The 23,660-nt window shown below is 73.5% G+C and carries 24 protein-coding genes and 2 pseudogenes; 10 read left to right on the forward strand and 16 right to left on the reverse strand.

The window, feature by feature from the left end:
- Positions 1 to 4: 4 nt before the first annotated feature.
- Genes argB through argC form a run of 3 tightly spaced genes read right to left on the reverse strand, consistent with a single transcriptional unit; the run spans position 5 to position 3,143 of the window.
- A complete protein-coding gene (gene argB / locus KRR39_RS11025; protein WP_216942053.1) occupies positions 5 to 961 on the reverse strand; it encodes an acetylglutamate kinase in 957 nt (318 codons plus the stop codon).
- Positions 962 to 969: 8 nt separating this feature from the next.
- Positions 970 to 2,121: a bifunctional glutamate N-acetyltransferase/amino-acid acetyltransferase ArgJ gene (gene argJ / locus KRR39_RS11030; protein WP_216942054.1), complete on the reverse strand. Its 1,152-nt coding sequence runs from the start codon at positions 2,119 to 2,121 to the stop codon at positions 970 to 972.
- Positions 2,118 to 3,143, reverse strand: a complete 1,026-nt coding sequence (argC, locus tag KRR39_RS11035; RefSeq protein WP_216942539.1) for an N-acetyl-gamma-glutamyl-phosphate reductase — start codon at positions 3,141 to 3,143, stop codon at positions 2,118 to 2,120. Before argC ends, argJ begins: the two co-directional genes overlap by 4 nt.
- A gap of 171 nt (positions 3,144 to 3,314) precedes the next feature.
- On the opposite strand from argC, the gene KRR39_RS11040 reads away from it, so the two are divergent.
- Positions 3,315 to 3,473, forward strand: a complete 159-nt coding sequence (locus KRR39_RS11040; RefSeq protein WP_216942055.1) for a hypothetical protein — start codon at positions 3,315 to 3,317, stop codon at positions 3,471 to 3,473.
- Between the two features lie 161 nt (positions 3,474 to 3,634).
- Here the strand turns inward: KRR39_RS11040 and pheT are convergent, their stop codons facing one another.
- From pheT to infC, 7 genes and pseudogenes are all read right to left on the reverse strand, one after another.
- Entirely contained in the window at positions 3,635 to 6,121 is a 2,487-nt protein-coding gene (pheT, locus tag KRR39_RS11045) for a phenylalanine--tRNA ligase subunit beta (protein ID WP_216942056.1), read from the reverse strand.
- Positions 6,121 to 7,224, reverse strand: coding sequence for a phenylalanine--tRNA ligase subunit alpha (pheS, locus tag KRR39_RS11050; RefSeq protein ID WP_216942057.1), 1,104 nt, complete (start codon positions 7,222 to 7,224; stop codon positions 6,121 to 6,123). Before pheS ends, pheT begins: the two co-directional genes overlap by 1 nt.
- Positions 7,225 to 7,296: 72 nt before the next feature.
- Positions 7,297 to 8,340 (reverse strand): sensor histidine kinase, encoded by a 1,044-nt coding sequence (locus KRR39_RS11055; RefSeq protein ID WP_216942058.1) that lies wholly within the window; start codon positions 8,338 to 8,340, stop codon positions 7,297 to 7,299.
- A 55-nt stretch (positions 8,341 to 8,395) separates the two neighbouring features.
- Complete coding sequence (locus KRR39_RS11060) at positions 8,396 to 9,229, reverse strand: TrmH family RNA methyltransferase (protein WP_216942541.1); 834 nt, start codon at positions 9,227 to 9,229, stop codon at positions 8,396 to 8,398.
- A gap of 54 nt (positions 9,230 to 9,283) precedes the next feature.
- Positions 9,284 to 9,652: pseudogene (rplT, locus tag KRR39_RS11065) on the reverse strand (50S ribosomal protein L20); the annotation flags it as partial.
- Positions 9,653 to 9,731: 79 nt separating this feature from the next.
- Positions 9,732 to 9,926: a 50S ribosomal protein L35 gene (rpmI, locus tag KRR39_RS11070; protein WP_216942059.1), complete on the reverse strand. Its 195-nt coding sequence runs from the start codon at positions 9,924 to 9,926 to the stop codon at positions 9,732 to 9,734.
- Positions 9,927 to 10,000: 74 nt separating this feature from the next.
- Positions 10,001 to 10,780, reverse strand: a complete 780-nt coding sequence (infC, locus tag KRR39_RS11075; protein ID WP_367303737.1) for a translation initiation factor IF-3 — start codon at positions 10,778 to 10,780, stop codon at positions 10,001 to 10,003.
- Between the two features lie 277 nt (positions 10,781 to 11,057).
- Here infC and KRR39_RS11080 point away from each other — a divergent pair, with 277 nt between their 5' ends.
- Positions 11,058 to 11,417 (forward strand): DUF1844 domain-containing protein, encoded by a 360-nt coding sequence (locus tag KRR39_RS11080; protein WP_216942060.1) that lies wholly within the window; start codon positions 11,058 to 11,060, stop codon positions 11,415 to 11,417.
- Here the strand turns inward: KRR39_RS11080 and KRR39_RS11085 are convergent.
- Positions 11,380 to 11,877: an SseB family protein gene (locus KRR39_RS11085; protein ID WP_216942061.1), complete on the reverse strand. Its 498-nt coding sequence runs from the start codon at positions 11,875 to 11,877 to the stop codon at positions 11,380 to 11,382. The genes KRR39_RS11080 and KRR39_RS11085 overlap by 38 nt on opposite strands.
- A gap of 41 nt (positions 11,878 to 11,918) precedes the next feature.
- Between KRR39_RS11085 and KRR39_RS11090 the strand changes: the two genes are divergently transcribed.
- The 4 genes from KRR39_RS11090 to KRR39_RS11100 are packed head-to-tail and all read left to right on the forward strand — an operon-like array spanning position 11,919 to position 14,230.
- On the forward strand, positions 11,919 to 12,407 hold the full coding sequence (locus KRR39_RS11090; RefSeq protein ID WP_216942062.1) for a hypothetical protein: 489 nt from the start codon (positions 11,919 to 11,921) through the stop codon (positions 12,405 to 12,407).
- Between the two features lie 10 nt (positions 12,408 to 12,417).
- Positions 12,418 to 13,443 (forward strand): alanine racemase, encoded by a 1,026-nt coding sequence (locus KRR39_RS11095; protein WP_254185669.1) that lies wholly within the window; start codon positions 12,418 to 12,420, stop codon positions 13,441 to 13,443.
- Positions 13,444 to 13,466: 23 nt separating this feature from the next.
- On the forward strand, positions 13,467 to 13,643 hold the full coding sequence (locus KRR39_RS24715) for a hypothetical protein (protein WP_254185670.1): 177 nt from the start codon (positions 13,467 to 13,469) through the stop codon (positions 13,641 to 13,643).
- A complete protein-coding gene (locus KRR39_RS11100; protein ID WP_254185671.1) occupies positions 13,640 to 14,230 on the forward strand; it encodes a uridine kinase family protein in 591 nt (196 codons plus the stop codon). Before KRR39_RS24715 ends, KRR39_RS11100 begins: the two co-directional genes overlap by 4 nt.
- Here KRR39_RS11100 and KRR39_RS11105 read toward each other — a convergent pair.
- Together KRR39_RS11105 and KRR39_RS11110 are read right to left on the reverse strand one after the other, a co-directional pair.
- Positions 14,206 to 15,177 carry a GNAT family N-acetyltransferase gene (locus tag KRR39_RS11105; protein WP_216942063.1) on the reverse strand — a complete coding sequence of 324 codons (972 nt, stop codon included), beginning with the start codon at positions 15,175 to 15,177 and terminating at the stop codon, positions 14,206 to 14,208. The genes KRR39_RS11100 and KRR39_RS11105 overlap by 25 nt on opposite strands.
- Positions 15,178 to 15,221: 44 nt before the next feature.
- Positions 15,222 to 16,715 (reverse strand): alkaline phosphatase PhoX, encoded by a 1,494-nt coding sequence (locus tag KRR39_RS11110; protein ID WP_216942064.1) that lies wholly within the window; start codon positions 16,713 to 16,715, stop codon positions 15,222 to 15,224.
- Between the two features lie 132 nt (positions 16,716 to 16,847).
- Between KRR39_RS11110 and KRR39_RS11115 the strand changes: the two genes are divergently transcribed.
- Positions 16,848 to 17,768: an aldose 1-epimerase family protein gene (locus KRR39_RS11115; RefSeq protein WP_216942065.1), complete on the forward strand. Its 921-nt coding sequence runs from the start codon at positions 16,848 to 16,850 to the stop codon at positions 17,766 to 17,768.
- A gap of 74 nt (positions 17,769 to 17,842) precedes the next feature.
- Here KRR39_RS11115 and KRR39_RS24720 read toward each other — a convergent pair.
- Positions 17,843 to 18,982 (reverse strand): annotated as a pseudogene (locus tag KRR39_RS24720) (GDSL-type esterase/lipase family protein); the annotation flags it as partial.
- Between the two features lie 245 nt (positions 18,983 to 19,227).
- Here KRR39_RS24720 and KRR39_RS11125 point away from each other — a divergent pair.
- Together KRR39_RS11125 and KRR39_RS11130 are read left to right on the forward strand one after the other, a co-directional pair.
- On the forward strand, positions 19,228 to 19,401 hold the full coding sequence (locus tag KRR39_RS11125) for a hypothetical protein (protein ID WP_216942066.1): 174 nt from the start codon (positions 19,228 to 19,230) through the stop codon (positions 19,399 to 19,401).
- 38 nt (positions 19,402 to 19,439) lie between these two features.
- The gene (locus KRR39_RS11130) at positions 19,440 to 20,327 is read left to right on the forward strand and encodes a hypothetical protein (RefSeq protein ID WP_216942067.1); all 888 of its coding nucleotides are present in this window, start codon (positions 19,440 to 19,442) and stop codon (positions 20,325 to 20,327) included.
- Between the two features lie 26 nt (positions 20,328 to 20,353).
- On the opposite strand, the gene KRR39_RS11135 is transcribed toward KRR39_RS11130, so the two are convergent.
- Entirely contained in the window at positions 20,354 to 21,826 is a 1,473-nt protein-coding gene (locus KRR39_RS11135) for an MFS transporter (RefSeq protein WP_216942068.1), read from the reverse strand.
- Positions 21,827 to 21,959: 133 nt separating this feature from the next.
- On the opposite strand from KRR39_RS11135, the gene KRR39_RS11140 reads away from it, so the two are divergent.
- Positions 21,960 to 22,511, forward strand: coding sequence for a TetR/AcrR family transcriptional regulator (locus KRR39_RS11140; RefSeq protein WP_216942069.1), 552 nt, complete (start codon positions 21,960 to 21,962; stop codon positions 22,509 to 22,511).
- Between the two features lie 4 nt (positions 22,512 to 22,515).
- Here the strand turns inward: KRR39_RS11140 and bar are convergent, their stop codons facing one another.
- Positions 22,516 to 23,655, reverse strand: coding sequence for a barbiturase (bar, locus tag KRR39_RS11145; protein ID WP_216942070.1), 1,140 nt, complete (start codon positions 23,653 to 23,655; stop codon positions 22,516 to 22,518).
- Between the last annotated feature and the right edge of the window lie 5 nt (positions 23,656 to 23,660).

Consider the following 23,660-nt stretch of genomic DNA (forward strand, 5'->3'; position numbering starts at 1 on the left):
GGGGTCACTTCTCCAGCGAGGTCGTCGAGTAGTGCGCGGTCCGGATCTTGGTGGGCACGCCGGGCAGCACCTGGGTGCCGACACCCTCGTGGGTGAAGATCTCCAGCAGCACCGCGTGCGGCTCGCGGCCGTCGACCACGGTGGCCCGGGGCACCCCGCTGCTGACCGCCTTGAGGCAGGCCGTCATCTTCGGGACCATCCCGCTGGCCAGCGACGGCAGCAGCTTCTCGAGCTCCTCCGGGCTGATCTCGCCGATCACGTCGGCGCTGTCCGGCCAGTCCCGGTAGAGCCCCTCGACGTCGGTGAGCACCAGCAGCTTCTCGGCGCCCAGCGCGATCGCCAGCGCGGCGGCGGCGGTGTCGGCGTTGACGTTGTGCACCACGCCGTCCACGTCGGGCGCCACCGAGGAGATCACTGGGATGCGCCCGGCGTCGACGATGTCGCGCACCGCCTCGGGGCGCACCTCGGCGACCTCGCCGACCAGCCCGAGGTCGACCTCCTCGCCGTCCACCACGGTGTTGGTCCGCTCGGCCGTGAACAGGCCGGCGTCCTCGCCGGACATGCCGACCGCGAGCGGGCCGTGCTCGTTGAGCAGGCCGACGAGCTCGCGCTGCACCTGGCCGACGAGCACCATGCGGACGACGTCCATCGTCTCCTGCGTGGTGACGCGCAGGCCGCCCTTGAACTCGCTGTGGATGCCGAGCCGGTCCAGCATCGAGGAGATCTGCGGGCCTCCCCCGTGCACCACGACGGGCCGGAAGCCGGCCATCCGCAGGAACACGATGTCCTCGGCGAACGCGCGCTTCAGCGTGTCGTCGGTCATCGCGTTGCCGCCGTACTTCACCACGATCGTCTTGTCGTGGTACTGCTTCAGCCACGGCAGGGCGGCCGCGAGCGTGGCGGCCTTGTCGGTCGCCTGCTTCCAGGCCGGGTCCACGTCGGTGTCGCTGGGGAGGGTCATCGGTTCTCTCAGCTCGAGTAGGCGGAGTTCTCGTGCACGTAGGCGTGCGTGAGGTCGTTGGTCCAGACGGTGGCGCGGGCGTCGCCGGCCTTGAGGTCGATGGTCACGCTGACCTCGCGGGCCTCCATGTCCACGCCGGCCGGGTCCTCGTCGGGCGTGGAGGAGCGGCAGACCCACACGCCGTTCATCGCGACGTCCAGGTCGGCCGGGTCGAACGCCGCGTCCGTCGTACCGATGGAGGCGAGCACCCGGCCCCAGTTCGGGTCCTTGCCGAAGACCGCGGTCTTGAACAGCGCGCTGCGGGCCACCGAGCGGCCCACGGTCACGGCCTCGTCCTCGCTCGCCGCGTTGAGCACGGTGATCGCGATCTCGTGGTCGGCGCCCTCGGCGTCGGCGAGCAGCTGCATGGTCAGGTCGGTGCAGGCCCGGCTGAGCGCCTCGGCGAAGTCCTCCTCGGTCGGGGTGATCCCCGAGGCGCCGCTGGCCATCAGCGTGACGGTGTCGTTGGTGGACATGCAGCCGTCGGAGTCGAGCCGGTCGAAGCTCACCCGGGTGGCCGCGCGCAGCGCCCGGTCGGCGGTGGCCGCGTCGACGGTGGCGTCGGTGGTCAGCACCACGAGCATGGTGGCCAGCTGCGGCGCGAGCATGCCCGCGCCCTTGGCCATCCCGCCGATGCTCCAGCCGCTGCCCTCCACCACGACCTGCTTGCTCACGGTGTCGGTGGTCATGATCGCGGTCGCCGCGTCCTCGCCGCCGTCGGGACCGATCGCCGCGAGCGCCGCGTCGACGCCGTCGACGAGCACCTGCCGGTCGTTGGTCAGCCCGATCAGGCCGGTCGAGCAGACCACCACGTCGACGGCGCCGATGCCCAGCCCGGCGGCCACCCGCTCGGCCACCGCGTGCGTGGTGGCGAACCCCTCGGGGCCGGTGTAGCAGTTGGCGCCGCCGGAGTTCAGCACGACCGCGTGCACGACGCCGTCCTTGACGACCTCCTGGCTCCACAGCACGGGGTTCGCCTTGCAGCGGTTGGCGGTGAACACCGAGGCGGACGCGAACGCCGGCCCGTCGTTGACGACGAGGGCGAGGTCCTTCGTGCCCGAGGGCTTCAGTCCGGCGGTGACGCCGGCGGCCCGGAAGCCACGGGGGGCGGTGACGCTCATGGTGCGAGTCCGATCGTGGTCAGGCCGGTGGTCTCCGGCAGCCCGAGGGCGAGGTTCATGCACTGGACGGCGGCCCCGCCGGTGCCCTTGGCGAGGTTGTCCACCGCCGCGACGGCGACCAGCCGACCGGCCGTCTCGTCGACCGTGACCTGCACGTGCACGGCGTTGGAGCCGACCACGGACTTCGTCGCCGGCCACTGGCCCTGCGGGAGCAGGTGCACGAAGGGCTCGTCGGCACAGGCCCGCTGGTACGTCGCGTAGGCCTCGTCCGCGCTGACGGTCGTCGGCGCCGAGCAGGTCGCGAGGATGCCGCGCGGCATCGGCACGAGCAGCGGGGTGAACGAGACGCGCACGTCGTCGTCGGTGAGCAGCCGCAGGTTCTGGGTGATCTCCGGGGTGTGCCGGTGGGTGCCGCCGACGCCGTACGCGCTGGCCGAGCCCATCACCTCGGAGCCCAGCAGGTTGGTCTTCGGGGCCTTGCCGGCTCCGGAGGTGCCGGAGGCGGCCACCACGACGATGCCGGAGACGTCCACGATCCCGGCGGCGACGGCCGGGGCCAGCGCCAGCGTGGAGACGGTCGGGTAGCAGCCGGGCACCGCGATCCGGGTGGCCCCCGCGATCAGCCCACGCTGGCCGGCGAGCTCGGGAAGCCCGTAGGGCCAGGAGCCGGCGTACTCGCCGCCGTAGAAGGTGTCCCAGGCGGACTCGTCGGTGAGCCGGAAGTCGGCCCCGCAGTCGATCACCACGGTGTCGTCGGGCAGCGCCTTGGCGATCACGGCCGACTGGCCGTGCGGCAGGCCGAGGAACACCACGTCGTGGCCCGCGAGCACCTCGACGGTGGTCTCGTCCAGCACCCGGTCGGCGAGCGGCACGAGGTGCGGCTGCAGGCTGCCGAGCAGCTCCCCGGCGTTGGAGCCGGCGGTGATCGCGCCGATCTCGACCTCGGGGTGGGTCAGCAGGAGGCGGAGGACCTCGCCACCGGCGTACCCGCTCGCTCCGGCGACCGCCACTCTGCGCTTCATCATGTGCATGACTATACATTTGACTGCATATGCAGGCAACCCGGGTCGGCTGCGGGCCCGGGCCCAGTCTGTCCGGAAACCGGACCGTGAAACCTCGGGGCGGCGTCGTGAAGCCGCCGTGATGCCGCCGTGAAGCCACCGTGGAAGCCACCGGGCCCCAGAGTCGTCCGCATGGACCAGAACCCGCACTCCGACCTAGCGGTCCGCACCGTCGGCCTGGTGCGTCGCGGCGAGATCTTCGGGGTGCTCGGCCCCAACGGCGCCGGCAAGCCGGCTGCAGGGTCTGCGCTCGCGCCGGGCGCGTCCACCCGCTCGTGGCCCAGGCGGTAGCCGGGCCTCGTCGCGCGCGACGAGGCCCGGCTCGGTGGCCGCGCGGTGCGGGACACCAGGACCTGGAGGCTTGGCCGGGTTCGCCGGGACGTCGCTGCCCCAGAACCCCTCGAGCAGGGTCACCCCCTCGTCGTCCGGCCGCGGCTCCCCCGGCCCGACGCTCAGGCGCGGTGGACGGCTCCGAACTCGCTCACCACCGCCGCCACGGCCCGGTCCCGGGCCTCGGCGGTCTCCGGCTCGGTCAGCGTCCGGTCCGGGGCCCGGAAGCGCAGCGCGAACGCGAGCGACTTGCGGCCCGCGGGGATCGGGGCACCGGTGTACAGGTCGAACACCCGCACCGACTCCAGCAGCTCGCCGGCCGCCTCCCGGATCACCCGGGCGACGGACTCCGCGGGCACGTCGGCGTCGAGCTCGAAGGCCACGTCCTCCTTGGCGACCGGGTAGGTCGAGAACGGCTCGGGCCGCACCACGAGCGGTGCCCGGGCGATCAGGAACTCGAGGTCGACCTCGACGGCGCAGGTGCGCGCCGGGAGCCCGTAGCCCGCGCACACGGCCGGGTGCAGCTCGCCGGCGTGCCCGAACGCCACGCCGTCGACGCGCAGCTCGGCGCAGCGGCCGGGGTGCCAGGGGGCCCGGGTCGCCTGGACGACCTCCACCTCCACGCGCAGCACCCGGGCCACCTCGCGGACCACCTGGACGGCGTCGGCCCAGGTGGCCGGACGCCCGGGGCCCCACCAGCCGGAGGCGTCCCGCTCACCGGCGAGCACGACGCCGAGCGTCAGCGGCTGGTGAGGTACGGCGGCCATCAGCTTGGCGAGGTCGGCCTCGTCGGGGCGCCAGTCGACGCCGAGGATCGGCGCCTTGAGCCGCTCGGGCGTCGGGACGAACACCGGCGCGGTCTCGTAGATCGCGACGGCGGCCAGGCCGCGGCCGACGTTGCGGGCCGCGGTGTCCAGCAGCCCGGGGAGCAGGGTCGTGGTCAGCACCGGCTTCTGCTCGGACAGCGGGTTGGCGATCCGGATCGTGTCGCGCAGCACGTCGTCCTCGGGGAGCCCGAGCCGGTCGAAGTCGCCGGCCCCGACGAACGGCCAGTTCTTGACCTCGACCAGGCCGGCGCCGGCCAGCGCGAAGCCGACCCGGCGGCGCAGCCGCTGCGACCGGGTGAGCCCGCGCCCGGACGGCGCGGACGGCAGCACCGAGGGCACCTCGGTGTAGCCGACGATCCGGGCGACCTCCTCGACGAGGTCGTAGGGATCGGTGACGTCCGGCCGCCAGGTGGGCGGCAGCGCGGTCAGCGTGGTGCCGTCCGTGGTGACCGTGCAGCCGACCGTGCGCAGGTGCGCGACGGTGGTGCCCGCGTCGATGGCCATCCCGGTGATCCGGGCGGGCAGGTCGACCGGTGCGGTGATCGGCCGCGGCTCGGGCGGCGTGCCGGCGTAGGTGACGCCGTCGCTGACGGTGCCGCCGCCGTGCGCGACGAGCAGCTCGGCGACCCGGTCGGCGGCGTACGCCGGGAGCAGCGGGTCGACGCCGCGCTCGAAACGCTTGGACGCCTCGGAGGGCAGCTTGTGCCGGCGGGCGCTGCGGAAGATCGTGGTCGGCTCGAAGTGCGCGGCCTCGATCACCACCGTCGTGGAGGTCTCCGACAGCTCGGTGGTCTGGCCGCCCATCACGCCGGCGATGCCGATCGGGCCGTTGTCGTCGGTGATCAGCAGGTCCTCGGCGGACAGGCTGCGGCGGACGTCGTCGAGCGTGGTGATCTTCTCGCCCTCCCTCGCCCGGCGTACGACGATGGGGCCGGACAGCCGGTCGCCGTCGTAGCCGTGCAGCGGCTGGCCGAGCTCGAGCATCACGTAGTTGGTGACGTCGACGCCCAGGGAGATCGGCCGCATCCCGGCGAGCTGGATCCGCCGGGCGATGTGCCGCGGGGTCGGTGCGGCGGGGTCGAAGCCGGTGACGGTCCGGGTGACGAACACCGGGCAGGCGTCGGGGGCCTCGAGGCGCACCGGGTAGCCGCGGTCGTTCGGCGCCGGCACGTCCCGCTCGGCGGGGTCGTGGAACGGCACGTCGTAGGCGATGGCCGCCTCGCGGGCGATGCCGCGCAGGGACAGGGCGTAGGCCCGGTCGGGGTTGATCTCGAACTCGATCACGTCGTCGCGCAGGCCGAGCAGGTCGACCACGTCGTCGCCGGGCTGCAGCTCGCCGTCGATGCGCGGGTCGAGCACCAGGATGCCGCCGTGGTCCTCGCCGGTGCCGAGCTCCTTGGTGGAGCAGATCATCCCGTCGGAGACGTGCCCGTAGGTCTTGCGGGACGCGATCTGGAAGCCGCCGGGCAGGGTGGCGCCGGGCAGCGAGACGACGACGAGGTCGCCGGGCGCGAAGTTGTGCGCGCCGCAGACGATCCCGTGCACGCCGTGCTCGGGGCCGCAGTCGACCTGGCACCAGTTGATGGTCTTGCCGTTCTTCTGCGGCTCGGGCTCCATCGACAGCACCCGGCCGACGACGAGCGGTCCGACCAGGTCGGAGCCCGGCGACTCGAGCGCCTCGAGCTTGAGGCCGAGCGCGGTCAGCCGGTGGGCCAGGTCCGCGGCGGTGACGTCGTCCGGCAGGTCGACGTACGCACGGATCCAGGACAGCGGGGCCTTCATCAGATCTCCGTTCCGAAGGCGGTGGTGAAGCGGACGTCGCCCTCGACCATGTCGCGCATGTCCGAGACGCCGTGGCGGAACATCAGGGTCCGCTCCAGCCCCATGCCGAAGGCGAAGCCGGTGTAGGTCTCCGCGTCGATGCCGCAGGCGGCCAGCACCCGCGGGTTGACCACGCCGCAGCCGCCCCACTCGATCCAGCCCTCGCCCTTGCAGGTGCGGCAGGTCTCGACCGCCGGCTCGAGGCCGCGGCACACGAAGCAGACCAGGTCGACCTCGGCGGACGGCTCGGTGAACGGGAAGTACGACGGGCGGAAGCGCGTCGTGATGCCGTCGCCGAACATCGACTCCGCGAAGTGGTCGAGGGTGCCCTTGAGGTGCGCCATCGTGATGCCCTTGTCGACGACCAGGCCCTCGACCTGGGAGAACACCGGGGTGTGCGTGGCGTCGAGCTCGTCGGTGCGGAACACCCGGCCGGGGCAGATCACGTAGATCGGGGGCTGCCGCTCCAGCATCGTGCGGGCCTGCACCGGCGAGGTGTGCGTGCGCATCACCAGGCCGCCGTCGGCCGGCTCGAGCCAGAACGTGTCCTGCATGGTCCGGGCCGGGTGGTCGGGACCGAGGTTGAGGGCGTCGAAGTTCAGCCACTCGGCCTCGAGCTCGGGGCCCTCGGCGACCTCCCAGCCCATCGCCACGAAGACGTCGCAGACCAGCTCCTGCAGGGTGGTGAGCGGGTGCCGGGCGCCCTGCGGGGCGCGGTCCCAGGGCAGCGTGACGTCGACCGTCTCCTCGGCCAGCATCCGCTCCTCGGCCTCCGCCTCGAGCACCTGCTGCCGCTGCGCGAGGGCCTGGTTGACCTCGCCGCGGGCCCGGCCGACGCGCATGCCGGCGTCCTTGCGGGCCTGCGGCGGCAGCGCGCCGATCTCCCGGTTGGCGAGCGCGAGCGGCGAGCGGTCGCCCGCGTGCTCGCTGCGCACCCGCTTGAGCTCGTCGAGGCTCGTGGCCGCGGCGATCGCCTCGAGGGCGGCCACCCGCATCGCGTCGACCTCCTCCGCCTTGAGCGGGGTGACCTCGACGGGGTCGTACTCGGAGTTCGGGCCCGACATGTGGTGCCTTCCTGGAAGCGTGCGGTGCGCAGCGCTCAGTCTAGGAACCTGCCCGCGGCGGTCGCGAACGGGTTACTCCGGACGGCTGTCCTCCTCTGGCCAGAGGATCGACACCCGGGCCCCGCCGGCCGGCGAGTCGTCGATCTCGACCGACCCGCCGTGGGCGTTGACCAGGCCGTGGATGATGTACATCCCCAGTCCCGAGCCGCCCCGCGCGCCGTGCTTCCAGAACTTCGTGAACACCCGGCTGCGGATGTCCGGGCTGATGCCCTCGCCCTCGTCGTCGACGTGCAGCAGCACCCCGTCGTACGCCGCCTCGGACCCGATCGCCGAGGCGGTCAGCCGGACCTGGCCCTCGCCGTGCCGGATCGCGTTGTCCACGAGGTTGGTGACGACCTGCGCGAGCTTGTCGGGGTCGGCGCTGACCGTGGGCAGGTCGCCGTCCACGTCGAAGGCGATCTCCCGGCCGGTGCCGGCGCGCACCGAGGCGACCACCCGCTCCACGGCCGCCTGGAAGTCCAGCGGGCGGGGGTAGAGCGAGAGCCGTCCGGTGTCGATGCGGGCCACGTCGAGCAGCTCGGCGATCAGCCGGGTCAGCCGGTCGGCGTCGGCGTTCACCGTCTCCAGCATCATCTTCTTCTGGTCGTCGTTGAGCTTGTCCCACTTGGACAGCAGGGTGGCGACGAAGCCCTTCACGCCGGTCAGCGGGGACCGCAGCTCGTGGGCGACGGTGGCGACCAGGTCCGAGCGCTCCCGGTCGAGCCGCTCCCGCGCCCGGGCCGAGCGCACCGACACCGCGACCTGCCGCACCGGGGCCCCGGGCGCGTCGCGCACCATCCGGGCGGTGACCAGCAGCTCGGTGCCGTCGGAGAGGTACCACGCCTGCTCGGTGAGCTGGCTGCGCGTGGAGAGGCCGGCGTAGGGCTCGAGGCAGCCGAACCAGCTGTTGCCGGCCCGGTCCTGGAGCAGCACCACGTCGGAGAGGTGCTTGCCGACCGCGTCGCCGAGGCGGAGCAGCCGGCAGGCAGCGTCGTTGACCACGGTGACGATGCCGTCGCGGTCCGCGACGACGACGCCGTCGGGCAGCGTGTCCAGCAGTCCCTGGTCCGCGTTCATGGGGTCAGGTTAGTCGCTTGCGGGCCCTTCGAGAGATCTGTCCGCGGCGTGCCCGTCACCGGTTCGGCCGGCGCTGCGCCCGGGCCGAGTAGTACAGGCAGACCGCGGCAGCGGTGGCCAGGTTGAGGCTCTCGGCGCGGCCGTGGATCGGGATCCGGACCCGGTGGTCGGCGAGGGCGGCGGTCTCGTCGGGCAGCCCCCACGCCTCGTTGCCGAACAGCCAGGCCGTCGGCCCGGCGAGCAGGCCGTCGTCCTGGGCGTCGTCGAGGTCGAGCTCGCCGGCCCCGTCCGCGGCGAGCACGGTGACCCCGGCGGCGCGCAGCGCGGCCACCACGTCCGTCGTACCGGGCTCGAGGCTGAGCGGCAGGTGGAACAGCGAGCCGACCGAGGCCCGCACGGCCTTGCCGTTGTAGGGGTCCACCGAGCTGCCGGTGAGCACCACTCCCCCGGCGCCCGCGGCGTCGGCGCACCGGATCACGGTGCCGGCGTTGCCGGGGTCGCGCACGTCGGCGCAGACCGCGAGCAGCCGCGGCGCCCGGGCGAGCACGTCGACGAACGGCTCGTCGAGGAACCGGCACACGGCGACCACGCCCTGCGGGGAGACCGTCTCGGTCAGCGAGGCCAGCGCCGCGTCGTCGACGGGCTGCCAGGGGACCCCCGCGGCCTCGGCGGCGTCGCGCAGGTCGGCGTGCCCGGCAGCCGCGGCCGGGGAGGCGAACACCTCGCGCACGCAGCCGGGGACGGTGAACGCCTCGCGCACCGCCTGCGGGCCCTCGGCCAGGAACAGCCGGTGCTCGGCCCGGGAGACACGTCTGGCGAGCCTCCGTGCCGTCTTCACGCGGCCGCTCCTCGGCGAGAGGAGGGGCGTGTCAGCAGGGAGGCTCGCCATCGACGTGTCCGAACGAGTGCGGCCTGACGTCAGGCCGACGCCTCGACCTGGGGGGGCGTTGACGTCCTCGGGGAGGGCGGCCTTCGCGGTCTCGACGAGCACGACGAACGCCGGCAGGTCGTTGACGGCCAGGTCGGCCAGGATCTTGCGGTCCACCTCGACGCCCGCGAGCTTGAGGCCCTGGATCAGACGGTTGTAGGTGAGGCCGTTCGCGCGGGAGGCAGCGTTGATGCGCTGGATCCACAGCTTGCGGAAGTCACCCTTCTTCGTCTTGCGGTCCCGGTAGCTGTAGACCAGCGAGTGGGTGACCTGCTCCTTGGCCTTGCGGTAGAGACGCGAGCGCTGTCCGCGGTAGCCGGATGCGCGCTCGAGGGTTACCCGGCGCTTCTTGTGGGCGTTGACGGCCCTCTTGACGCGTGCCACTTGTTACTCCTTGTACTTCGAAAAGGTGGTCACGGCTGCGTGACCACCCGGGGGGACCTGGGGCGGAACGGCGCAGGGATCAGCGACCGAGAAGCTTCTTGACCTTGGCCGTGTCGGCCTTGGCCACCTCGGTGGTGCCGCTCATGCGGCGGGTCACCTTGGACGCCTTGTGCTCCAGGTTGTGGCGCAGACCGGCCTTCTGGCGCAGGATCTTGCCCGAGCCCGTGACCCGGAACCGCTTGCTGGCGCCCGAGTGCGTCTTGTTCTTCGGCATGAGTTCGTCCTTCTTCGTCAGTGGATCTGGGTGGTCGGCCCGGCCCGAGCGGCTGCTCTGGTCGGGCCGGCACGTCACATGTCGGGGTCGATGTTCTCCGAGCGACGCCGCGGCTTCTTGTCCTCCGGGGCGGTCGGCGCGGTGGCCGTGCGCTCGGCGTGCTCCGCCTCGCGCTCGGCGAGCTTCTCGGCGGCCCGCTCGGCCTTCGCGGCCTGGACCTCGATCTTGGCCTCGGCCTTCTTCTTGTGCGGCCCGAGCACCATGACCATGTTCCGGCCGTCCTGCTTCGGCGAGGACTCGATGAAGCCCAGCTCGGTCACGTCCTCGGCCAGGCGCTGCAGCAGCCGGAACCCGAGCTCGGGACGGTGCTGCTCACGACCGCGGAACATGATCGTGATCTTCACCTTGTCGCCCGCCTTCAGGAACCGGACGACGTGACCCTTCTTGGTCTCGTAGTCGTGCGCGTCGATCTTCGGACGAAGCTTCATCTCCTTGATGATGACGTTCGTCTGGTTCCGACGTGCCTCACGAGCCTTCTGGGCGTTCTCGTACTTGAACTTGCCGTAGTCCATGAGCTTGCAGACCGGCGGTCGCGCCGTGGGCGCCACCTCGACGAGGTCGAGGTCGGCCTCCTGCGCGAGTCGCAGGGCGTCGTCGATGCGGACGATGCCGACGGTCTCGCCGTTCGGGCCAACGAGCCGGACTTCGGGAACCCGAATCCGGTCGTTGATGCGCAGCTCCGTGCTGATGTGTCCTCCAGGGGTCGTCTGTGGTCGATCTGCGCCGGGGGGTCCCGGCTGTGACCTGCGACGGAGGCATGAAAAAAGGCTCCCGCCGTGCCAAGCGGAAGCCAGTCAACGGTGGGCACGACGTACGGTGCACACCTCTCGGGGGCACGGGTTCTGGTGAACCTGTCCTCCGGGACCGGACCCGACGACCTGGTGGAGCAGCGGTCGTGCGGGTGGGAGACGGATCTCCGCTTGTCAGATCTCGCTGGTGCAACCACCCACGAGCCCCGGATATTTCCGTCCCGGGGGCACCCAGGTGATCGACCCAACAGATCGGTCCCGAGCAGGCTACCGTGCCGCCCCCCGTCTCGGGAAATCCCGGACGGGTGCGACGCTGGTGCCCATGACGCACGCCTCCCCCGAGCCCGAGTCCGCCCGCGACATCGCCGAGGTGCCGGCCCTCGAGATCGTCTCGACCGCCGCCCTGCACCTGATGAGCGCCGCGGCGGTCAACCTCGGCCTCGCCGAGGACCTGCCCGAGCACCGCGACCTCGACGAGGCGCGCACCCTGATCGAGGCGCTGGCCGGCCTGGTCGTGGCCGGCGCGCCCCGGATGGGCCACCACCACGCCGCGCCGCTGCGCGACGGGCTGCGCAGCCTGCAGCTGGCGTTCCGGGAGGCCTCCGACGTGCCGGACGCCCCCGGCGAGGGCCCCGGCGAGAAGCTCACGGGCCCGGTGTCACCCACCCGTAGCGGCCGCTGACCTCCACCAGCGTGTGACCGCCGGCCAGCTCGCGCAGGTCGTCGGTCTCGACCACGAACAGCACCGGCCCGGCGACGTCGACCAGCATCGCCTGCGCCCCGTCCTGCACGGCGGCCGCGGCGGCGGTGCGCAGCGGCACCGGCACCGGCCGCGCCTCGGGGTTCCACCGGTGCAGCGCCGCGGTGGAGGTGAACGCCAGCAGCGCGCTGCGCCCGTCCCGCCCGGTCATCAGCACGGTCGCCATGTCCGAGGTCTTGTCGTGCGCCAGGCCCCGCTCGTCGTGCTCCACCTCGCCGAGCACCGCGACGACCGGGACCAGCAGCCGGGCCTGCTGCAGCACGGCGAGCGTGGCGTCGTGGAGGCGGTCCGGGTCGGCGTCGTACGCCTGCAGCGCGGCGGTGACCTCCGCGGACGCCTCGCCACCGTCGTCGGGGAAACCGGGGTCGGGGATCGAGCGCATCGAGCCATCATGACCTGCCCGCTGCCCCGTAGGCTGGTCGGGTGGACAGCATCGACTCCTCGACGTGGCAGGCGGTCGGCGTCACGCTCAGCGTGGTCGGCCTGGTGCTCAGCGCGCTGCTCTGGAAGCGACGCGGCGCGGCGGCCGGCCTGCGCGCGGTCGCCTGGTCCCTGCTGCCCGCGGCGCTCGGGCTGACCGGGACGCTGCGGCTGGTCTGGCAGGTCGGCGACCTCGTCGTGACCTGGGCGACCCGGCTGGTGTTCAGCCCGGTGGTCTGGGCCGGGATCGTGCTCGCCGGTGTGTCGGTGGTGCTCTTCGGGGTCAGTGCCGCGATGCGGGCCCGGGGCGTCGGCGGGTCCACCAGGGCCGCCGGGTCCACCGCGGCCGCCGGGCCGGCGAAGGGCGTGGGCGGCGCCGGGGGCGAGGCCGCGCTGCCGACGAAACGGTCGTCGCGCAAGGCCGGGCCGGCCGTCGGCGACGAGGACATGGACGACATCGAGGCCATCCTCCGCAAGCACGGCATCCAGTGAGCCACCCGGCATGAGGCGCAACGACCTCGCCGCGCAGGTCGCGCGGCACCGGCTGCACGCCCGGCTGAACGGCGCGGTCGCCGGGCTCCCCGAGCAGCCCCCCGCCCCGACGTACGTCGTGGACCTCGATCCGTTCGACTCCAACGCCGCCGACCTCGCACGCCGCGCCGCGGGCAAGCCGGTCCGGGTCGCCACCAAGTCGCTGCGGGTGCCGGCGCTGGTCTCCCGGGCCATGGCCGCCCCCGGCTTCTCCGGGCTGCTCGCCTACTCGCTGCGCGAGGCGCTGTGGCTCTGCGAGCAGGGGATCTCTGACGACGTCGTGATGGGCTACCCGTCCGTCGACCTCCCCGCGCTGGCCCGGCTGACCGCCTCCGAGCCGGCGCTCGCGGGCGTCACGCTGATGGTCGACGACGTCCGGCAGCTCGACCTGGTCGACTCGGTGCGGGCATCCGGCGCCCCGGTGCGGGTGGCGGTCGACGTGGACGCCGGGCTGCGGCTCGGGCCGGCGCACGTGGGACCCCGGCGCTCCCCGCTGTTCGACACCGCGGACGTGGTCGCGCTGGCCGAGGAGATCGGCCGCCGCGACGGGTTCCGGATGGTCGGGGTGATGACCTACGAGGGCCAGGTCGCCGGCGTCCCCGACGAGGTGCCCCGGCACCGGCTCCGCTCCGCGGCGGTGCGCTCGCTGAAGAGCCGGTCGGTGGCCCAGCTGGAGGACCGGCGGGCAGGCATCGCCTCGGCCCTGCACGAGGTCGTCGAGCTGGAGTTCTGGAACGCCGGCGGCTCCGGCTCGGTGGAGACCTCGGTCGCCGACCCGGCCGTGACCGAGGTGACCGCCGGGTCCGGGCTGCTGGTCCCCGGCCTGTTCGACCACTACCGGTCCTTCTCGCCGCTGCCCGCCGCCTACTTCGGGCTGCGGGTGGTGCGGCGCCCCTCGGCGACCGTCGCGACCGTGGCCGGCGGCGGCCTGGTCGCCTCCGGGCCCACCGGCACGGACCGCTCCCCGTCCCCTGGGCGCCGCCCGGGCTGCACCTGACCGCCCTCGAGGGCGCCGGCGAGGTGCAGACCCCGCTCACCGGCCCGGGCGCGTCCGCGCTGCTCGTCGGCGAGCTCGTGTGGTTCCGGCACGCCAAGTCCGGCGAGGTCGCCGAGCACGTCCTCGAGGCGCACCTGCTGCAGGGCAGCGCGATCGTGGACACCGTGCCGACCTACCGCGGCGCCGGGCACGCCTGGTGAGCTGCGAGGCCGCGGCCGCCGCGGTGGTGGCGGCCGTGCTGGCCGCGCCCGCCACGCTGGGCGCCGGCCGTCTGGTGTGCGTGGACGGCCCGTCCGGGGCGGGCAAGACGACCCTGGCCGCCGCGCTCGACCGGGGCTTCCGCGACGCGCTGCGTCCCGGCGGGCGCTCGCAGGTGCTGCACCTGGACAACGTGTACGAGGGCTGGGACGGTCTCGCCGCCGGGATGGCCACCGTCGCCGCCTCGGTCGTGGCGCCGCTACGGGCCGGGGCGCCGGGTCGCTACCGCCGGTTCGACTGGCACGCGATGGCCTGGGCCGAGGAGCGCACCCTCCCGCCGTGCGACGTGCTGGTGCTCGAGGGCGTCGGCGCCTGGTCGTCGGCGATCCGCGACGCCGTCACCTGCCTGGTGTGGGTCGAGACGCCCCCCGCGCTGCGCCTGGAGCGGGGGGTGGCCCGCGACGGGGAGGCGCTGCGGCCCCGGCTGCTGGCCTGGCGGGCGCAGGAGGAGGCGATGTACGCCGCCGAGCGGACCCGGGAGCACGCCGACGTCGTCGTCGACGGTCAGACCGGCACGGTCAGGAAGTAGTTCGTCCAGCGGGACTCCACCTCGAACCCGCAGCGCCGGTAGACGCCGAGCGCCCCGGTCGGGTTCTCGGAGTCCACGTCGAGCGACGCCTCGTCGTACCCGGCCGCGGCGTACGTCGCCAGGCAGTGCCCCAGCATCGCGCCGGCGAGGCCCCGGCCCCGGTGCCCGGGGAGCACGCCGACCTTGCCGACGTAGGCCTCGCGCCGTCCGGTGGCGGCGGCGTAGGCGTCGAACTCGTGGGTGGTGACGTAGCCGACGACCTCCTGCGAGCCGCTCGGCACCACCACGACGCTGTCCGCGGGCCGGAACGTGTGGCTGCCGGTGACCCACTGCTTCCAGGTGGTCTCGGTCCACGGCGTGAAGTTCGGGTGCGAGCCGTCGAAAGCCGCGTTGTGCGCGGCCAGCACCGCGAGGCCCATCGACTCGTCGTAGGGCCGGACCTCGTAGCCGTCGGCGACCGGCTGCGGCGCCGGCAGGCCGGTCAGCGCCGTGCGCATCACGAAGTTCCAGCGCTCGCCGCGCATCCCGTGCCCGGTGAGCAGCGCCTCCTGCTCGGCGTTGCTCGACAGGCCGGTGGTGGTCAGCCGGGCCGGCAGGCCGGGGCCGCGCTCGGCGGCGGCCGCGGTGCCGCGCGCGACCATCGCCGCGGCCAGCGCGGTGCCGATGCCCTCCCCGCGCCGCTCCGGCAGCACCGCGCCCTCCACGTGCACCTTGTAGGCGCCCTCGGCCTCCCCGCGCGGCAGCACCGAGAAGTAGCCGACGAGCCGCTGCCCGTCGTACGCCCCGACGAAGTCCGTGCCGACGGTGACCTCGGGGTTGTCCATCTCCTCGGCGAGGTCGGTCTCCCCGTAGTGCTCGCCGGTGTGCTCGACGGCCTCGATCGCGGCCAGGAGCGCTGCCCAGGCAGGGATGTCGGCGCGAGTCAGCGGGCGCAGCACGAGGTCCATCGGGCGAGCGTAGAGCTCGTCCGACGGACCTCGCACCGGGTTTTCTAGAGGTACGTCGACCACGGTCCCCGGATCGCGAACGAGTGCCCGGGCTCCTGGATGTTGCCGAACAGGATCAGCCCGTCCGGGGAGAAGCAGGGGCCGGTCATCTCGCTGTAGACGTTGCCGCCGGCCGCGCTCTTCTCGAGCACCAGCAGGTTGCGGGCGATCGCCTGCGCGCCGGTCTCCTCGCTCCAGGAGAGCAGGTGGTTGGCGGTGTTGCCGTCCTCGCTGAGCACCAGGCTGCCGTAGGGCGACACGTGGCACCCGTCGGGACCGTCGAAGGCCAGGTCGAGGCTGCGCCCGAGGCCGGCCTCCCAGCCGGGGGTCTCGGCGTGCAGCCGCTCGTTGTAGGGGAAGTACGCCTTCAGGGTCAGCGTCCGGTCCTCGTAGCGGTAGTACCAGAGCTGCCCGTCGTGCCGGGTGGCGTCGGCCGGCAGGTCGCTGGCGCCGAAGGCGAAGCTGGCCACGAAGTAGGCGCCGTGCCGGTCGCCCCAGGCGCCCTCGAGCTTCTTGGAGCGGGTCACCTCGCCGTCCGCGAACTGCTTGCGGATCGAGGTGGTCGTGGCCTGCCGGTCGGGCACCTTCTTCCAGGTGGTCCGGAACGGGTGGCCGATCTGCGCGGAGGTGACGTAGGCGAGGTCGGGCAGCACGCTGCCGTCGCGGTCCAGCAGCGCGAGGGCCTCGAGCGTGCCGTCGTCCGCGCCCAGCGCCTCCGCGATCCGGGGCCGCAGCCGGTGGCCGGTCGGGGCGGTCCACCGGTAGAACAGCCCGTTCGGGCCGCCGGCGTCCTCGGTGAGGTAGGCCCGGGTGCGGCTCGGCTCGATGACCACCGCCTCGTGGGCGAAGCGGCCCCAGGCCTTGATCGGCAGCGGGACCTGCCGGTCGGGCTGGTCGGCGAAGACCTCGAAGACGTACCCGTGGTCCTTCAGCAGCCCGCCGGTGCCGGCCCGGGCCTCGGTCTCCTCGCAGGTCAGCCAGGAGCCCCAGGGCGTCGGGCCACCGGCGCAGTTGCTGATCGTGCCGGACAGCCCCACCCACTCGGAGCGGCGCTTCCCGGTGCGGCTCACGTCGATGACCGTGCAGCCGCCGCCGAGCACGCCCGCGTCGTACGTCGTGCCCTCGACCAGCGGCACGGGGTACGTCGCGCCCGGGCCGGCCTCGTGGTTCTGCACCATCCGGTAGCCGTTGCCGGACGCCACGACCAGGGTGCCGTCGGGACGTTCGGGGGTCTTGCCGACGACCGTGCCCGAGCCGTCGTGCACCTCGGTCTGTCCGGACACCGCGACGGCCTCGTAGCTGAAGCCCTCCGGGAGCGCGAGCAGGTCGCCCGGCTTCGACTGCAGGGGGCCGAAGAGCCTCCCGGAGCCCTTCCCGGGGCTCCGGGAGGCCTGCGCGGCGTCGGCGAGGGCGGGTGAGCCGAGACCGAACGACGCGACCAGCGCGCCGGCGCTCGCGGCGCCGCCCCGGTTGAGGAGCTGACGACGGTTGAGGGACATGGGTTCTCCGTTCGAGGGGGGGCGGGTGGTTCCACCGTTTCGACCGGACTCTGTCGATGCGTGGTGAACCGCCGATGAACGGTGCCGGACGGCCGCGAGAAGAACGCGCCGCGGTCTGGCAGGGTGGTGCCCATGGTGGCGCCGAGCGGGGAGCAGTTCGAGATCAGCGGGGGCGGCTACCGGGCCGTCGTGACCGAGTGCGGCGCCGGGCTGCGGGTGCTCGAGCACGAGGGGCGACCCCTGGTGCTGGGGTACCCCGAGGACGCGCAGGCCACCTCGGGCCGCGGGCAGCTGCTCGTGCCGTGGCCGAACCGGATCCGGGACGGCGCCTACACCTTCGAGGGCCGCGACCTGCAGCTGCCGCTGACCGAGGCGTCTCGCGGGCACGCCAGCCACGGCCTGGTGCGCTGGGTGCCCTGGACCGTGGAGGAGATGACCGCCCACTCGGTGTCGCTGGTCTGCCGGCTGATGAGCCAGCCGGGCTACCCGTGGACGGTCGACCTGCACGCGCTCTACGACCTGTCCGCCGACGGGCTGACGGTGACGGTCACCGCCACCAACGTGAGCAGCAGCCCGGCGCCGTACGCCGTGGGCGCGCACCCGTACCTCACCGCCGGCCCGGGACCCGTGGACCGCTGGGAGCTCACGCTGCCGGCCGCCACGCGGCTGCTCGTCGACGACCGGCTGATCCCCACCGGCCGCGAGGACGTCCGCGACACCGAGCTGGACTTCCGGATGGCCCGGCCGATCCGCTCGACCAGCCTGGACACGGCGTTCACCGACCTGGACCGCGACGCGGACGGCCGGGTCGAGGTGCTGCTCCGCGACCCCGCCTCCGACCAGGGCGTGGCGCTGTGGATGGACGGCAGCCACTCCTACGTGCAGGTGTTCACCGGTGACGCCCTGCCGGCCCACGCCCGCGAGTCGCTGGCCGTCGAGCCGATGACCGCGCCGCCGAACGCGTTCGGATCCGGCGAGGGCCTCGTGGTGCTGGCGCCGGCCGGTTCCGACGGCGACGAGCACTCCGTCTCCTGGGGCATCCACGCCCGCTGACCCGGCGCGTCCGGCGGCCCTGAACCGCTGCCGAAGGCCAGGGCCGCGAACCGCTCGCCGATGCGGCGGTGGGTCGCGGCGTCCGGGTGCAGCTGGTCGGGCAGCGGCAGCTCGGCGAGGTCCGGCTCGCCGTACAGCTCCCGGCCGTCGAGGTAGTGCAGGTGCGGGTCGTCCTGGGCCCGCGCCGCGGTGATCCGGGCCAGCTCGTCGCGGATGGTCCGCAGGGTCAGCCGGGTGCGGTCCGCGGGGTCCCCGGTGGCCACGAAGCTCAGCCGTCCCTCGGCGAGACGTGCGAGGTCCGGCCCGGCCGGCCCGGGGGTGTCCTCGTGGATCGGGCAGAGCAGCGGGGAGACCACCAGCAGCGGCGTGCTCGGGTGCCCCTCGCGGATCGTGTCGAGGAAGCCGTGCACCGCCGGACCGAAGGCACGCAGCCGCATCAGGTCGGTGTTGACCAGGTTGATGCCGATCTTGACGCTGATCACGTCCGCGGGGGCGTCCCGCAGCGTCCGCGCGGTGAACGGGTCCAGCAGCGCGCTGCCCCCGAACCCCAGGTTCACCAGCTCCACGCCGCCGAGCGCCGCGGCCAGCGCCGGCCAGGTGGTGGACGGGCTCTCGGCGTCCGAGCCGTGGCTGATCGAGCTGCCGTGGTGCAGCCACACCCGGCGCCCGTCGCGGGGCAGCGGCGCCGTCGGCGCGTCGGTCCGCAGCGCCACCAGCTCGGTGATCTCGTTGTGCGGCAGCCAGATCTCCACGTCCTTGCCGCCGGCGGGCAGGCCGGTGAACCGCACGGTGCCGACGGGACCCGGCCGGGTCTCCACCGACCCCGTGGTCAGGTCCATCAGCCGCACGTTGCCGCCGGGGGCGCTGGACCGGTCGGTCAGCCGGCCGTCGACGACCAGGTCGTAGATCCCGTCCGGACGCGGCGGGGCGCCGGCGTAGGCGTTCCTGGTCCGGACCACGTCCAGCTCGATGGCGGTGGCCACCGTGCGGAAGGCGAGCCGTACGCCGGAGGGCTGCGCCTCGGCCATCGTGAGCTGGTCGTCGGGGACCTGTGCGCGCGCCCAGGCGGGCAGCCGGTGCGGCAGCACCCCCTGCGCCGTGCGCTCCAGCTCGACCGCGCCCCGGACGACCTCGGTGGTGATCGGGGTCGCCGACCAGCCACCGGTCCCCGTGCCCTGGTCTCCGTCGGGTACGTCGCTGCGCTCGAGGTCCATGCGCGCCAGTCTGCCAACCCCGCCCCCCGCGCCCGCGCGGCCCCGAGAAACCGGGCTATCCGCCGGCGCGGCGCGACATCCGAGGACGTACGTCGCTTGGGCGCATCGTCCGCGTTTCCCTAGTGCGGCATGGTCATAGAGAGGGGCACCCGATGGTCCGAACGTGCTGGTCACACAGCGCCGGAACGAACGTAACTTCGAACGGGTTGGTCCATTCCCGGCCCCCGAAGGACTGCCACCTAGTGATGACTCTTCCCAGCTTCTCCCTGCCCAGCCCGCTTCGACTGTTCTCGCAGGACACCGCACGGCGCAACGCGGCCCGCGCGATCAGCGTCGTCGCGGAGCGACGGTCCGAGCGCGACGAGGTGGAGCGCTTCCTGGCCCACCTCGACGCCCACCGGCACCGCCGCGTGGGCTAGACGCGCCTGGGCGGACCGCCGGCGAACGGGGTGAGGTGATGGCGGAGCTGGTCGACAGGCTGGCGCAGGTCGGTCGCTTCACCGCCGTACCGGCCTGGCAGCGGTTCGCGTACTGGTGCGCCGCGCTGCTGGTCCTGAGCGGCCTGTTCCACGTCGGCGTGTACCTCGCGGACGGCGGACCCTGGGAGGGCCCGCTGTCGTGGCGCAAGCCGATCGTGTTCGGCCTCTCCTTCGGCCTCACCGTGGCCACGCTCGCGTGGGTGCTCGGCTTCGTGCACCCGCGCCGGGCGGTCGCCTGGGTCCTGGTCGCCGTCCTGGCGGTCGCGTCGGTCGGCGAGGTCGCGCTGATCTCCCTGCAGACCTGGCGGGGCGTGCCCTCGCACTTCAACGAGAGCACGCCGTTCGACGAGACGGTGTTCTCGCTGATGGGCCTGCTGGTCACCGTCCTGGTCGTCGTGACGGTCCTCGTCACGCTCTGGTCGTTCTTCGCCATTGACGCCCCGGCCAGCCTGGCGCTCGCGATCCGTGCAGGGCTGGTGCTGATGCTCGTCGGCCAGGCGGTCGGGGTGCAGATGATCGTCGAGGGCGGCAACACGTTCGGCGCGGCCGGTGCCCTCAAGGTCCCGCACGCGTTGACCCTGCACGCCGTGCAGGTGCTGCCGGCGCTGGCCCTGCTGCTCCTGGCGTCCGACTGGCCCGAGCGCCAGCGGGTCCGGGTCGTGGGGCTCGGCATCGGCGGGTACGCCGTGCTGATCGTCGCCGCGCTGGCGCAGACCTACGCCGGACGGGCGCCGCTCGACCTGGGACCCGGGGTGAGCCTGCTGGCGCTCGCCGGCGTGGCCCTCCTCGCGGCGAGCTGGCTGGTCGCCGTCCGCCGGCTCACCACGTCGCTGCACCGGTCCCCCGACCCGTCCCACGGGACGTAGTCGCAAGGACCGGCGCAGCCGTCGCGTCAGGCGGCCTCGGCGGCCTCGGGGACCTCGGTGCGGGCGTCGGACCGGGACCCGGTCCGTGGGGTCCGCCGCACGCGGACGGTCCCCAGCACGGCGACCGCGAGGGCGGTCAGCGCGAAGAGCGACGAGGTCAGGAACGCGTGGTCCGCGCCCGGGAGGAACCGGCCGGGCACCGCGCCGGCGGCGTACACCGACACGATGACGGCCAGGCCGATCGCGCCGCCGAGCTGCTGGAAGGTCTGCAGCAGGCCGGACGCGGAGCCGGCGTGCTCCGGCGCGACGCCGGACAGCACGGCCGAGGTGGCCGGCATGAACACCAGGCCCGCGGAGAGCCCGTTGAGCAGCATCGGGCCGAAGGCACCGCTGAGGTAGGTGTCCCCCGCCGAGACCTGGCTCAGCCACGCGAAGCTCGCGGCCAGCCCGATCGTGCCGGTCACGAACATCGGGGTCCGGCCCCACCGGGCGAGCAGCCGCGGCGTGACCCGGGACATCGCGAAGATCCCGAGGGTCAGCGGCAGGAACGCCAGGCCCGTGGTGAGCGGGCCGAAGCCGAGCTCGCCCTCGAGGTACTGCACGGCGAGGAAGAACATCGACATCTGGCCGCCCACGACCAGGGCGATGATCGCCAGGCCGCTGAGCCGGCGGCGGCTGCGCAGCAGCACGGGCTGGATCATCGGGTGCGAGACGCGGGTCTCGGTGACGGCCAGCACCACCAGCAGCAGGGCGCCGAGCGCGAGGCCCCCGACGGTGCGGGCCGAGGCCCAGCCCTGCTCGGGCGCACCGATCAGGGCCCACACGATGGAGACGGCACCGAGCGTGGCGGACAGCGCACCGACCACGTCGAACCGGCCCGGCCGCAGCGGGGTCTCGTCGAGCACCCGGCGGGTCAGCGCGAGGACCGCGAGCCCGATCGGGATGTTGATGAACAGCGTCCAGCGCCAGGAGCCGAGGTCGGTCACGGCGCCACCGAGCAGCAGGCCGAGGGACATGCCGCCCGAGGACACGGCGCCGAACAGCGCGAGCGCGCGGTTGCGGGCCGCCTCGTCGGGCGCGCTCGTGGTGAGCAGGGCGAGCACGCCGGGGGCGGCCAGGGCGGCGCCGATGCCCTGGGCGCCACGGGCCGCCACCAGCCACTCCGGCGTCTGGGCCAGGCCGCCGGCCAGGGAGGCCAGCGTGAACACCGCCAGGCCGATCTCGAAGGTGCGGCGGCGGCCGAAGACGTCGCCGAGACGGCCGCCGAGGAGCAGCAGCCCGCCGAAGGCGAGCGTGTAGGCGTTGAGCACCCAGGACAGCCCGGCGGGGCCGAAGTCGAGGGCGTCGTCGATGTGCGGCAGCGCGACGTTCACCACGGTCGCGTCGAGGATCAGCATCAGCTGGGCCACGAGCACGATCGCGATGCCGGCGGCGGCGCGCCCGGCATTCGACGGGAGGTCGGCCGGCAACGGGCGCTGCGGGGTGAGGGTGTGGGACATGAGGGGGAAGTCCTGTTCTGGCCGAGCGGGCCGACGTAGACTAATATGGAGAGTGACTCCGGTTCGTGGTCCACGATACGGAGACTGTCTCCGTTTATCAAGTGCCGATCGCCGCCCGTCCTGAGAGGTGCCCATGCGTGCCGACGCGCAACGCAACCGCGACCGCATCGTCGAGGTCGCCCGCGAGGTCTTCCGCGAGCAGGGGTACGACGCCTCCCTCGACGAGGTGGCCAAGCGTGCGGGTGTCGGCGCGGGCACTCTCTACCGGCACTTCCCGGCGCGCGAGAACCTCCTGGACGCGATCATGCAGAGCTGGGTGGACCGGGTCGACGAGGCCGTCGCCAAGACGCTGGCCCACGAGGGACCCCCGCGCGAGCTGCTCCTGCGGTGGTTCGCCGCGTACGTCGAGCTGATCAGCCTGCACAAGGGCGGCCCGGCCAAGATCACCTCGGCGCTGGGCGACCCGGCCTCGCCGATCGTGCACAAGTGCCAGGTGCTGACCGCGGCCAGCGACCGCGTGGTGGCGCGGCTGCGCGACGAGCACGCCCTGCGCCCGGACGTGGACACCGTGCAGATCTGCCGGCTCGTCGGCGGGGTCGCGGCGGTCGCCGACCAGGGTGGCCTCGACGAGAGCGCCGTCCGCCCGCTGCTCGAGGTCGTGGCCGACGGGCTCCTGACGTCCTAGTCCCTCAGCCGGCGGGCGGCAGGTAGCCGGTGGGCGCGTCGCCGAGGTCGACGATCGCCGCGACCGGGCCTCCCCCGTCGGGGCCCTGGTGGGCCGCCGAGACCGACACGAAGGCCGCCGGGTCACCGGTGACCGTCGCGGTCACGCCGCCGACCGCGGACTTGATCTGCCGGTGCCAGTGCACGTCGGAGTCGTCGAGCATCGCGTTGCGCCGGCCGTGGACCTGGCCGTCCTGGCTGACCTCGCACTTGAGGAACACGTTGACCAGCCGGCCCTGCAGGTCCGAGGAGCGCGGGCGGTCCGGCAGCTCGAGCCCCGCGTCGGCGATCGCCTCCCAGATGCCGTCCGCGTCCAGGGCGTCGCGCATCACCGAGTGCCCGATCCGGTAGCGGCCGCCGATCCCCCGGGCGTTGCCGACCACCACGACCTGCGCCTGGTCGAGCTCGACGCCGCTCGAGCAGGACGCCACCGAGCTGAACAGCGACCGGTCGTGCATCACGTCCGCGTCCGTGGGCATCTCGATCTCGCCGAGCGCGACCGCGACGCCGAGCGCCGTGCACCCGTTGGACAGGTCCATCGACTCGTGGGTGTGCTCGGTCCACACCGTCTTGCCGCGGCTCTTCGCGTCCCGGATCGTGTGGATGGTGAGCAGCGGGGTCTTGGTCTGGACGTAGTGCACGTCGGCGACGTCGGTGATCCCGGCCCGCTCCATCGCGGTCCGGACCGCGTCGGCGACCTTGGAGACCATCGCGACCCGGCCGATGTCCTCGGGCAGCAGCACCTCGCTCATCGCGAAGCCCACCGTGAGCCGCGGCTCGTCGGTCTGCTCGACGGCATCGGCGGGCACGGTCGCGAAGATCGTCGCGTGCGGGCTGAGCACCCCGTCGGTGCCGCCGGACCAGACGATCGGCACCTGCTTGACGTCCTCGGCGCTGCGGGTCCCCTTGGTCACCAGCACCTCGCGGAACGCCCGGTCGGCGATGATCCGGGTGTAGTCGTTGACGCCGCCGTTCCCCTCGGTCTTGCCGATCACGGCCACCACCCGGTCGGCCTCCAGCACCCCGTCGTCGATCAGGTCGGCGAGGCCGCTCGCGTCGGAGACGGTCAGGATCGGGACCTTGCGTACTTCGATGGGCTCGGGCATCTGGC

The sequence above is a fragment of the Nocardioides panacis genome, from assembly GCF_019039255.1.
Lineage (GTDB): Bacteria > Actinomycetota > Actinomycetes > Propionibacteriales > Nocardioidaceae > Nocardioides_B > Nocardioides_B panacis.